This window comes from Psychrobacter glacincola (assembly GCF_965118485.1).
GTDB classification, from domain to species: Bacteria; Pseudomonadota; Gammaproteobacteria; order Pseudomonadales; family Moraxellaceae; genus Psychrobacter; species Psychrobacter glacincola_D.
In genome coordinates this window covers 33,318-45,578 of sequence record NZ_CBCPJH010000014.1, presented here as the reverse complement: position 1 = coordinate 45,578, position 12,261 = coordinate 33,318, and the positions used below count along the sequence as shown (strand labels likewise).

The window sequence follows — 12,261 nt, the reverse complement described above, 5'->3', positions numbered from 1 at the left end:
TTCGCGCGAATGGCTGGCACATATCCGCCAAATTGTGTCAAACTAGCTCCTTTTTGACAGCTGTATTTGGCTGGTCTAATACCCTATTTTTTATTTATTTGTATTTAATAAATATATTTACGTAGTAGCTGTAAAAGTGTGATGCAGTTGCCGCTATTTTTTATAACCTACATACAGTCGCACGTAGATAAGATAAAGAGTTTGAATATGTTTCGTCCTTTAGCGTTATTTATCGGCTTACGCTACACCCGAGCAGAGCGTAGTAATGGTTTTATCTCCTTTATATCATTGATATCGATGATTGGTCTGACGCTTGGCGTGGCGGTATTGATTACTGTGCTATCGGTCATGAATGGCTTCGATCGTGAGCTAAAAACGCGGATTTTGGGTATGGTGCCGCAAGCGACCGTCACCTCAACCGAAATTATCGGTGATTGGAAACAAATCGCTGAGAAAATTAAGCAAGACCCAGAAGTTGCTGCGGTTGCGCCATTTATTCAGCTGCAAGGTATGTTGACCTCAAATGGTCAGGTAGCCGGCATCATGGTTACAGGCGTTGACCCTGAATATGAGAAAAATGTCTCTATCATCAATGATCATATGGTTGAAGGTGATATTGATACGTTAAAAAATGGCGAATTTAGTATTGTGCTTGGTGAAGGCATGGCGCAATCGTTAGGGCTGCAACTGGGTGACAAAGTTACTCTAGTGCTGCCAGAAGCGTCGCCATCGCCTGCAGGCGTGATACCGCGCTTTAAGCGTTTTACCTTGACCGGTATTTTTACCATTAGTCCAGAAGTTGATAGCCTCATGGCATTTATTCCGATGGGCGATGCGGGAAAATTACTACGCTTGCCAGATGGCGCGCAAGGTATTCGTATGAAACTTAACGATATCTTTACTGCGCCGATTGCCGCGCAAAAAGCGGCAGCGATAGCGCCAGAGCAGTTATATCCTAGCGATTGGACCCAAACGCATGGCAATCTATTTGGGGCGATTCAAATGGAAAAAGCGATGGTCGGCTTGCTGCTGTTCTTAATTATCCTTGTCGCCGCTTTTAATATTGTTTCAAGTTTGGTGATGCTCGTGACGGATAAAAAAGCAGACATCGCTATCTTAAAAACCTTTGGTGCATCCCCGCGCCTGATTACCCAAGTCTTTATGGTACAAGGTATAGTGATCGGTTTTATCGGTACTATTGCTGGTACGATTCTGGGTGTGATATTCGCATTAACGGTCAGTGATATTTTGGGCTTTATCAATCAAAGCTTTGGGCTAAATTTATTTGACGCTTATTTTGTCAATTATCTGCCATCGCAGCTGCGTTTGACTGATGTGGTATTGATTACCAGTGCGTCATTTATATTGAGCTTTTTGGCGACCATTTATCCTGCGCGCCGAGCGGCTAAAATCCAGCCAGCACAAACGCTGCGTTATGAGTAACCTGTAGGCGTGCGTGAATTAAATATCACTATAAATAAAATAAAGGAAGTATGATGTCTGCGATTTTAAAAGCGACGAATATTAATAAAATATACGATGAAGGGGCGGTCAGTACCCAAGTATTGACGGGTTTAGATTTGACTGTTCATGCTGGTGAACGTATTGCTATCGTTGGTACCAGTGGCTCAGGAAAAAGTACCTTGCTACATCTGCTAGGTGGACTTGATACCCCAACCAGCGGTGAGGTTTGGCTACATGGTCAGCTGCTAAATAGTATGAACGAGACTGAACGCGGTGCGATGCGTAATAAACACTTGGGATTTATTTATCAATTCCATCATTTACTCGCTGAATTTACTGCCGTTGAAAACGTCGCGATGCCGCTATTGATGCGCCCAAAAGTATCAACGACCGAAGCGCGTCAACAAGCCATTGATATTTTAAACAGTGTTGGTCTTGAGCATCGTTTGGCGCATAGACCGGGTGAGCTGTCAGGTGGTGAACGTCAGCGCGTGGCGATTGCGCGTGCTTTGGTCACTAAGCCTTCACTTATCTTGGCAGATGAGCCAACGGGCAACTTAGACTATGACAATGCCCAAAGCGTATTCGGACTATTATCAGAGCTGCAAAGTACCATGAAAACGGCATTGTTGATGGTCACTCATGATCGCAGTTTGGCGGCGCTTGCTGATCGTCAGCTATTATTACGTAATGGTCATTGGGAAAATTATTAAAATATCAAAAGATAAAGACGGCAGAATAGTTTCCTGATGATTAAAATTGAATAAGGACAAATACGATGAGTGAAGATGACGATCCGATAGCTGCTTTTGGCAGTATTGAAGAGGGCGATGAGCCATTAAAACCGTATATGGATATCGCGTTATTTGATACGCTTGATAAACAAGCGCAGATAGATTTGCTTACGCCTGTGTTTGACCAAATCACTTTAGCGGGTGTTGATTTTGATTTAAAAGCTCAGGATAGTGCGACAGGTAAGCGTTATGTATTGCTTAAAAACGAAGAGGTCGTGGAAGTTTTTGTGATGGATGATAAGCTGACTGACAATGTTTTGGAAGCTATCGACAATCATAAAGATGACGACTAAAAAGCTTATTAGGATTTAAAGTTTGGGCGACTTATTTGAAGAGCCGCTCTGTCGTTTTTGCCAACTGGTTACCGTCTTATAGCGCCAAATGACTTTAAATGCTAAGCCGCAGACGACACTGGTGATAATGGCTAAAATAGTCAAACCCAGACAGAATGCTGCTAAAGAAACCGTACCTTTAAAAGTAATAAACGGATTGGCACCGTCAGATATAATCCATAAACTGAGGTCTGAGATCATTCTACCAATCGTGCGCAAGCTAATCATCGGTACATCAAGGATTTTGGCACCGATATAGTAACCTGCATAAAATACTGGCAGGGTGGTGAGTGGGTTGGTAATCCACGTCAAGCCAAGCGCCATTGGCACGTTGGCACGAAAAATAAGCGCGCCAATCAATGCTAAGAGCATCTGTCCCGGCAATGGAAAAAATGCACTAAGCACTCCAATATAAACGGCTTTATTTAAGCTATGGCGATTAAAATGCCATAAACGCGGGTCAGCAAGCTGCGGCGCAAACAGTTTTAAGGTGCGACTTTCTAACACTTTTTCGGGGGTAGGTAGTAGGTCTTTCAGACGTTTTTTTGGCACAGAATCGCCTTTACTCATTGTCTACGGCCCGCTCAATCATATGGATGGGCTGGTATGCAGTCATGTTATTGATAAAAATATAGATAAGAATGCTATCGATAAGAATACTAGCAGAAAAACGCAAAAAGAACGTTAGATAATCACCATTCTAGTGTTTCTAATCAGTATAGGGTAATATCCAGATAAATGCCATTGGTTGATAGGGCAGCTTTACGGTTAAAGCAGCTATGGTTAACGCGTTAAGAAAAGTATAAAAAACGACGTCGCGCATTTTTTCATTGAGCTTTATATATGTTTAACATCTTAAGCAAGGAGCACCGGTGTATTGGGTCATAGGTAGCTTTATTGTCATTGCTATGATGGGTGTTTTGGCCGTTGCTGATAAGTTGCCGCTGCCAATAGATTCGCTATTGTTGGAAAATGCCAGCACATCTATTCTCACCTTTACGCTTTTGCTTCTTACTCTTGTCTTGATAGTCCTCAGCCAGTTGTACATCCCATCAGCCAATACTATCCATCCTGCTAAAAACTTCTCGCATCATGCTACGTTTGCTTCTCGGATTATCTATTTTATAGTAACCGTTCTATTGGCGATTGCGTTGATTGTTGGCAGTGGTATACAAGCGCTAGTGAGTCATCAACAAGCAGAAGCGACAAAAATCACTGAACCTATACGTGTACAAGCATTGGTTCGTATCGAAGGTATCAGTGATAGCGTCTATGCTGCCGCGCCCGATACAGGATATCGGCAAGTAGCAATTATCAGTCAAATATTGCCCTTGGTCTCTAATATGACCAAGCAAGACTTAGATAAAGTCGTAGCAGAGTATGGAATAAAGCTAAATAATAGCCTAAGCAATAACGATATAGAATATCAGTTTTTAAGCCAAAAAATCTCAAACGAAAATAGCCAAGATAAAAAGAATATTCAAGCTAATGAGTATCGCGTACTCCTCAATGCCTATCCAAAAAAGTCTGCTAAACAGCTCTCTAAATCATCGTCTGACAAGAGCACTAAAAGAAAACCCAAAAAAGACGCTAAGCAAAATCAAATAACCGATTTAAATCATCTACAGCCGGGCGATACACTGTTTATGACGCTGACAATTGCGCCACTTGTAACGTCCGAACAAGCACTGAACAATCCATCAGGGTTTGACAGTTATCGTTGGTTACGTGGTCGGCATATCGATGGCGTTGCCAATATACTTGCTACTAGTAGCTCGGTGTTGCCAGCCAATTACCAAGTGCCACAAGCAGGCTCTAATGATTCTTATCTAACGCGTTTGCGTACTACTATCGATCAAGGTCGTTGGCAGCTGCGTGAGCATTTCTATCAAGATTGGGCAGCGAATACTGCTACAAAGCAGCAAGCAAAAGCGGTCACGTTAAGTTTGCTAACCGGTGATCGCAGCTTAATTAGTCGGGAGACCAAGGATTTATATCAATTAGCAGGTATCTTGCATTTACTAGCGATATCGGGAACGCATGTTTTATTTTTAGCGATTGTGCTGGCTGGCATGGTTGTATTGTTACTCAATCGGTTTTATCCCACATTATATCGACACATACCACGCTGGCATGTACGTTGGTGGGTGATGGTTTGTGCTGCCTTTATCTATGCGTTATTCACAGGATTTGATGTACCGGCTGCTCGTACTGCATGGATGTTATTGGCAATCGGTCTAGCGAGGCTGACGTTATTGCCTATCAGCGCCATGCGCGTATTATTTGCTTTGGCAATACTGATGGCATGGTATGACCCTTATGTTCTGTGGCAAGCGGGGTATTGGTTGTCATTTATCGCTGTGGCATTATTGCTTAAATATGAGGACGGCTCAGAAAAGCAGCCATTAGAATCAAACCAGTCATCTACTTCCTATCATAAATTACTCAAACGTCTATGGTACAGCTTTAAGCGCTTATTCAAATTACAGTGTTGGTTGTTTTTCGCACTACTACCTGTGACTTTATTGTTATTTGGCAAAGCATCAATGTGGGGCTTAATCATCAATCTCTTTGCCATCGGCTTATTTGGCTGGATTATTGTACCGCTCAATTTACTGGCAGGGCTTTGCTATCTTATATCGCCATCTGCCGCAGATATTATTTGGGCATTTGTTATTGTAATTGTCAATAATTTGCATGAACTGATAACATGGCTAACGGCGATGCCAGCGCTATCAGATGCTTGGCTGTATACTTCCGTCAATGCTGCTATTTTGCTTATGGCATTATTAGTAATGTTGCCTTGGCTGCTACCACGTGGTCTTATCAGCCGCTGGTTAGTATTACCACCGTTCAGTCTTTTAGTCATGACGGTATATGCCAATCAGCAGTCGCTCACAACGACGCCAAGCCTGTATATATTGCCGACAGGTGATTCTTATATCAGTGCGGCATTATTGCACTATCCTGTTAATAATGAAAAAAATACTAAAGCTGTTAGTTGGTTGTTTTTAGCAGATCATAGACCGAGTGATAGTAAAACCATGCCCAGCAACCTGACAGTAGATAAGTTTTCTGCCACATTAGAGCAGCAATTGGGCAGTTTGGCAGTGAGTAAATTAGAAGGCGTCATCGTACAAAGCAGTAGTAGTGGCGTGACTGATATAAAAATTTATGACAAAACAAGTGGCGCATTGAACCCTAATACTTCAGAGCTTTTACCTATGGTAGTTGCTCAGCTTAGTCAGCGTCTGCCAGTGAGTCAGTACTGGCAAGCAGGGCGTAGTGAGCGTTGGTCTGCGCTGCAGCAAGCTTATAAAATAAAGATGGACGCAGCACAAAAGACTGCAACTATCAGCGCCCAAAGTTGCGAATCTGGTAAGATATGGCAGCTGCCGAATGGCGATTTAACCTTGCGAGCAATGACTGGCTGGAGCAATATTGAGGATGCCAGTGTTTGGAACTGTACCGTCGCTATTGATAGTAGCAAACCTATACAAGTTATAAATTATCAGGCAAACGATCCTCTCAACTCTTTACCTGCTAAATCATTATCTACGACTGTGGAAACTAAAAAGATAAATGACCAAAAATTAACGACACAAGCTAATCTTCAATCGCGCCTAATCGTAAATGCAGATACGCATCAGCGCCTTTGGAAACTGTGGGCGCTACTATGCGTAAATGAATCAGCGGATATAGCCTTAAATCAAACCACTTGGCTTGGTCACAGTACATCAAATATATCAAGTGAGATTATCAGCCAGCAAAAAATTGATGAGACAATGACCTATGATAATAAACCTTTGGAAGCGGCTTTATCTGCTGATATATTGAGCAAAGATAATGCTCAATAAGCGATATACTTATAACATCATGTTGATAAAATCTAACTATTTCACAGAGACACTATTGAACCGTAGCTGAAATGCCACCATACTTGATAACCTATCCATACAGAAAACTTAAACAGTCGGTATATCGATTGCTTTTACATTAAGTTTATTATCTGTCTTCTATTGTTCTACATTGTTTTCGACTTAGGAAGTTATATGCCCAACTGGCCGCCAGACCCTAACAAACGTCCTGATACTTCTGATAATCAGCCAGCGCCGCTACAGCAATCAAACCAGCCTAGCGGGCAAGAATGGCGCCTTATTGAAAATACCTTATTAGCGAGTGTTGTTGAGCAACGCCGTGCCCGTCGCTGGAGTATTTTCTTTAAGTTATTGACCTTTGGTTATATTTTACTGATATTTTTGACGATTGGTCGTGGTTGTAGCAGCAAAACGCCGACCGCTCTTGAAGGCATCGATACTAGTAAGCCGCATTTGGCGGTGGTTGAGATTCAGGGCACTATTAGTAGCGGCGATGCTGCCAATGCCTATGACGTTAATGATGCGCTAACGCGAGCCTTTAAAAATAGTAATTCAAAAGCGGTGGCGCTAGATATCAATTCACCGGGCGGCTCGCCAGTACAGTCGGATGAAATTTGGCAAACCATGATGGATTTACGTAAGCAATATCCTGATAAAAAGCTCTATGCAGTGATTGGCGATATGGGTGCTTCCGGTGCCTATTATATTGCATCAGCTGCGGATGAGATTTATGTCAATCCATCAAGCCTAGTTGGTTCGATTGGGGTGATTATGCCAAGCTACAATATCGAAGGACTGATGGATAAAGTTGGCGTTAAAGATCGTACTATTACAGCGGGTGAGTATAAAGATATCTTGAGTTTGTCACGTCCGTTAACCGACTATGAAGAACAGCATGTTGAAAAGGTACTGTCGAATACGCACAAGCACTTTATCAATGCAGTAAAAGAAGGTCGTGGCAATCGCTTGAAAAATCCTGAACAGAACAAGCTGTTTTCAGGGCTGTTTTGGACAGGTGAGCAATCTATCGAGCTTGGCTTAGCAGATAAAAAGGGCAGTATCTCAAGCTTAGAGAAAGAGCTTAAACTGAAAAATGTGGTCAACTATACACCAAATGATCCGTTCCAATTGTTTATGGATCGCTTTGCGGTTAAGTTAGGCGCAGGCGTAGGTTCAAGTATCAATCTTGATATCTTGCCACAAGAAGAAGGCAATGCGCAGATGCGTTAATAGGCTTTAATTTTTGGATTTACCGTGTATGATTATTGAGGCTGAGCGTATGATTGCGCTCAGCCTTATTTGTGCGTCGCTATATAATATTTAATATCATTATGAATAATAAACTACTTATATAAATTGATGAGAATGTGTCATGAGTGAAGTTAATTTGCAATCTTTTGAATCATTACCAATATCAAAAATAACAGGAAAACCCGTTATCCACTTTGCTCATGCTAATGGGATGCCAAGTCCTGTTTATGAGTCTTTTTTTGAAAAATTGACTGAATTTTTCACTATCGAATATATCTCGATGCTGGGCAGTACCCCTGATTATCCAGTGGATGACCATTGGCGTAGCCTGACGCAGCAGATTATCGATAGTGTCAAAGATGCCTGTGAGAAGCATGGAGTCACTCAAGTTGTTGCTGTTGGACATTCGCTTGGTGCCATGTGTACGCTACAAGCATTGTACCGCACACCCAAGTATTTCTCGCAAGCAGTATTAATGGATCCACCATGGATTTATGGTAAAGTTAGTTTGCTATGGCATCTTGCCAAGACGGCAGACCGACTGCCACTGATGAATAATCGCTTAATGGATAAACTGTCACCAGCTGGCGTGTCTAAGCATCGCCGTGACGTTTGGGATAGCCGAGCAGATGCTTATGATAAGCTGCGCCATAAAGGTTTCTTTAAGAACTTTACCGAGCGCAGTTTTCAGGGCTATATTGAGTATGGGCTACATGAGCGCGCCGATGGCAAAGTTACCTTAGCTATTCCAAAAGCCAGTGAAGTTGCCGTATTTCGTACTAATCCTTCTTGGTATTGGTTGACCCCAAATCGTGCTCCTAAAGTGCCAGTTACTTTGATTATCGGTGAGGACAGTATCTTTTTTAAACGACGATTCCCGCAGCAAATCAAATCACGACTAAATATCTCTTATGTCACTCACGCAGGTGGTCATATGTTCCCACTTGAGCATCCAGAGTCTGTATCGCAGCAGGTATTGGCATTGATTGAAAAACAGTCATCTACCAAATAATTAAAATTTTTATCGGCAAGCAATTGCCTTACGCTAAGCCGACTGTCTTTTTAAGCAATGCTTTATTGCCGTTTTGAGTGAATCTGTTATGTCAATGCAAATGCTAAATAAGAGCGCTGCTGAAAATAACCTAGCTACAATATCTCAGCCTTTATTTACACGCTTAGGCACGTTGCTACTGACCATAGGTATGGTAGTTATTTTCTTTATCAGTCAACTCATCGGTGTTTATATCGCTGGCAAGCTGGTATTACCAACTGCTAAAAGAGCAACGGTAGGCGATATCTTCTTTTTTGGTAGTAATGATGGGACGGTCGTCAGTATTTCTATCATGATAGGTTGTGTGTTACTAATGGCAATCAGTGCGTTGATTGTTCGCATGAGAGGCGGCAATTTCACGCAGTATTTGGCATTAAAACCATTTTCATTGGCAACTGGTATGGGCATGATAGGGCTACTGCTGATATTTATGATTGGCAGTCAAGCGTTGACCTATATGCTTGATGAAACGCCACTGTCATTTGTAGACCCTTTGTATCAGTCTGTCAGCTCAGTATGGTTACTGATTTTTGCAATGGTTATCGTCGCGCCCATTTATGAAGAGCTGATATTTCGGGGGTTATTATGGTCGGCGATTGCGGAGCAGTTTACTTCGCGAGCTGATACAGAGTATCGTGGGGCGATCGTAGCCAGCCTAGTGACCAGTTTGATATTTGCGGTTATTCATTTGCAGTATGGTCTTTATGAGATCAGTACGATTGTGGTACTGGCTTTGATATTCTGCTATGCGCGGATCAAATCAGGCTCGCTGATATTACCCATGCTATTACATATTATAAATAACGGCGCGGCTATGTGGCAGTATCTGGCGCAAGCAGCATAAAAAACAACAGCGAATACTTAAACCGTATTCACTGTTATACACTGGCAGAGCTTATTAAGCGTTAGGGTTAAGAGCTAATACTTCAGTCGCTGCATGCTTGATATCATCGATAGTCAAATGAGGCTTGCCGCTTAACGCTTGACGCCATTTTCGGGCACCAATCAGCCCTTGAAATAATCCTAAATAGTGCCGAGTCATCGTTGGAAGTGCTTCCCCTTTAGCAGTTTGTTCTTCTAGATAAGGATATAGCTGCGCCAAAATATCTGAACGCTTGGGGACAGGGCTACCCCACAAGCTATTGGCTTCGGCGAGTAGATAAGGGTTATGATAAAAGGCGCGCCCAATCATGACCCCATCGATATATTGAAGATGTGCCTCAATATCAGCGACGCTCTCAATCCCACCATTTATCTCAATATCAAGTGTAGGGAAATCTTGCTTTAAACGATATACATCTTCATAGCGCAGCGGTGGTATCTCACGATTCTGCTTTGGGCTCAAGCCTTGTAACCATGCTGTGCGCGCATGGACGATAAAGCGTGTACAACCACCTGCTGCCACCGTCTGTACAAAATCTGCCATAAACTCATAACTGTCAAAGTCATCAATACCGATACGGTGCTTGACCGTTACTGGAATATCGACTGCCGCTTGCATATGCTTTACCAACTCTGCGACCGTATTGGGCTCTGCCATTAGGCAAGCGCCGATTTTATTGTGCTGTACACGGTCAGATGGGCAACCTACATTGATATTGACCTCATCATAACCATGCTGCTGGGCGAATTCTGCACACTGCGTCATCTCTGTGATATCTGCGCCGCCAAGTTGTAGCACCAGCGGATGCTCAAGTGTATCAAAACGCAAATGCCGCGTACGATTGCCATGTATCAGCGCACCCGTACTAATCATCTCAGTATATAAATAGACATGTGGGTTAAAAAGGCGGGCAAAATAACGATAATCTGTTGTTGTCCAATCAATCATAGGCGCGACCGAAAGGCGCTTGTTGGTTATATCAACCATGGTGGTTAAGCCTTAATTTTTAGGGAATTTTTAAAGAGGTTTATAATAAGTTGTGATGATATATAAAGAGGCTTGCATATATTTTGCACGGTCTGGGAAATTGATACAGAAGGTTGATAAAAAATGCTATTAAAAAATAAATACCAATGACTCGCCAATTTCGACAAACCTTGCTATATAACCTGATCAATGTTTTTGAATTCAGGTAAGTTATAAAAATAAATGCCCATTATGATGGCAATAAAACCGATAAAGGCGATATAGAGCGCAGGTGAAAAGCTCACATACAAAGTGGCATAGCCAAGCCCGAACGGTACTAATACTCCCACAAAACCATAAGTAATATTATAACAAAAAGCCATGCCGGTGAGTCGCACATTGGTTGGGAAAAGCTGGATCAAGATGGCAGGTATCATGCCGACAATACCAGCACAAAAGCCCAAAAGCGCATACATAATAAGGATATAGTCACCGCTTGACTCTAAATGATAGAAGAAGGCAAGCATTTGAGCAATCAAGATAATAGAACCTATTGTCAAGATTTTGCCAAAATTTTGGTGGTTTGAGATAATGCCATAAAAAATACAGCCAAAAATCATAAAAACGATACCAAGGCTGTGGGAAAATCCAAATAAATCGCTATCGAGTGTAAAGCGTAATTCAATCAAATCAGGCAATAAAATAACAACGACTGTGGTAATACTTGAAACAATTAAAGTAAGAACCAGACCAATAAAGATAGAATGCCTGCAATGCTTAAAAAGAAGAGTAAAGGGCTTGGCAACATAATCACTGGGTCTTGAATTTTTCATCTCGGTAAAAAACGGCGTTTCTTCTATCCATCGCCATACAAGGAGTGGTAGAAGCGTTAATATAGCTGCGATAAAGAAAGGTAAGCGCCAACCATAATCAGCCAATTGCTCGCTGGTTAGGGCATTACTTAACCAAAGGAAAAAGGCATTAGAGAATAACACACCCACAAAAAAACTGGCAGTCACATAGCTACAGCCTACTGACAGATACTGGCGTGGTACATGCTCTGCAACAAATACCCAAGAAAGTGGCACATAAAGACCATAGGCCATACCATGTATCAACCTTAATAAGATAAACAATGCAGGTGCTACCAAACCCCACTGGGCATAAGTAGGCAAGCATCCCATCGCTAATAAGCTTGCTGCCGTGACCAAAATACTGATCAACAATAAAGGTTTACGACCTTTGATATCGCCATAACGCCCAAAGATAACGCCACCAAGTGGACGCGCCACATAACCAATTGCAAATAGTGCAAGCCCCTGTATTTTTGTGATATTGGGATCGGTACTGACTGGAAATAAAGTCGCTGCCATCATATCTGAAACATAGAGGTATATTAAAAAGTCGAAAAACGCTATTGCGCTGCTATAGCAGGTAAACAGTACCGTATTTCTATCTTTAGAGGTCATGAGTGCATATTGAGAACGAGAAGGCATAGTAAGTCGCGTGTCCAGATATTCAGGTATTCGTTAAGAGGGTTATTATCTAAATAACCCTCTATAATAAAAAACGACAAACCATTATTAATAATGATTCATCGTAGCAATATGGGTGTTTTTTTTAGCGATGGTTACACAAACCA

At 42.1% G+C, this 12,261-nt stretch carries 10 protein-coding genes; 7 read left to right on the top strand and 3 right to left on the bottom strand.

From position 1 onward, the window contains the following. Positions 1-207 precede the first annotated feature (207 nt). The 3 genes from ACMHKH_RS07105 to ACMHKH_RS07095 all read left to right on the top strand — a co-directional run bounded on the left by ACMHKH_RS07105 (position 208) and on the right by ACMHKH_RS07095 (position 2,551). Positions 208-1,443, top strand: a complete 1,236-nt coding sequence (locus ACMHKH_RS07105; protein WP_413519943.1) for a lipoprotein-releasing ABC transporter permease subunit — start codon at positions 208-210, stop codon at positions 1,441-1,443. 53 nt (positions 1,444-1,496) lie between these two features. Continuing rightward, positions 1,497-2,177, top strand: a complete 681-nt coding sequence (gene lolD / locus ACMHKH_RS07100) for a lipoprotein-releasing ABC transporter ATP-binding protein LolD (RefSeq protein WP_413519942.1) — start codon at positions 1,497-1,499, stop codon at positions 2,175-2,177. A 65-nt stretch (positions 2,178-2,242) separates the two neighbouring features. Further along, positions 2,243-2,551, top strand: coding sequence for a hypothetical protein (locus tag ACMHKH_RS07095; protein ID WP_413519941.1), 309 nt, complete (start codon positions 2,243-2,245; stop codon positions 2,549-2,551). Between the two features lie 15 nt (positions 2,552-2,566). On the opposite strand, the gene ACMHKH_RS07090 is transcribed toward ACMHKH_RS07095, so the two are convergent. Continuing rightward, positions 2,567-3,160: a DUF2062 domain-containing protein gene (locus ACMHKH_RS07090; protein ID WP_413519940.1), complete on the bottom strand. Its 594-nt coding sequence runs from the start codon at positions 3,158-3,160 to the stop codon at positions 2,567-2,569. A 302-nt stretch (positions 3,161-3,462) separates the two neighbouring features. On the opposite strand from ACMHKH_RS07090, the gene ACMHKH_RS07085 reads away from it, so the two are divergent. The 4 genes from ACMHKH_RS07085 (at position 3,463) to ACMHKH_RS07070 (ending at position 9,614) form a co-directional block, all read left to right on the top strand. Beyond that, positions 3,463-6,447: a ComEC/Rec2 family competence protein gene (locus ACMHKH_RS07085; protein WP_413519939.1), complete on the top strand. Its 2,985-nt coding sequence runs from the start codon at positions 3,463-3,465 to the stop codon at positions 6,445-6,447. A 195-nt stretch (positions 6,448-6,642) separates the two neighbouring features. Next, positions 6,643-7,698: a signal peptide peptidase SppA gene (sppA, locus tag ACMHKH_RS07080; protein WP_413519938.1), complete on the top strand. Its 1,056-nt coding sequence runs from the start codon at positions 6,643-6,645 to the stop codon at positions 7,696-7,698. A 142-nt stretch (positions 7,699-7,840) separates the two neighbouring features. Continuing rightward, positions 7,841-8,731: an alpha/beta fold hydrolase gene (locus ACMHKH_RS07075; RefSeq protein ID WP_413519937.1), complete on the top strand. Its 891-nt coding sequence runs from the start codon at positions 7,841-7,843 to the stop codon at positions 8,729-8,731. A 100-nt stretch (positions 8,732-8,831) separates the two neighbouring features. Further along, entirely contained in the window at positions 8,832-9,614 is a 783-nt protein-coding gene (locus tag ACMHKH_RS07070) for a CPBP family intramembrane glutamic endopeptidase (protein ID WP_413519973.1), read from the top strand. 54 nt (positions 9,615-9,668) lie between these two features. On the opposite strand, the gene dusA is transcribed toward ACMHKH_RS07070, so the two are convergent. After that, positions 9,669-10,640 carry a tRNA dihydrouridine(20/20a) synthase DusA gene (gene dusA / locus ACMHKH_RS07065; protein ID WP_413519936.1) on the bottom strand — a complete coding sequence of 324 codons (972 nt, stop codon included), beginning with the start codon at positions 10,638-10,640 and terminating at the stop codon, positions 9,669-9,671. A 173-nt stretch (positions 10,641-10,813) separates the two neighbouring features. Beyond that, complete coding sequence (locus tag ACMHKH_RS07060) at positions 10,814-12,115, bottom strand: MFS transporter (protein ID WP_413519935.1); 1,302 nt, start codon at positions 12,113-12,115, stop codon at positions 10,814-10,816. Positions 12,116-12,261 lie beyond the last annotated feature (146 nt).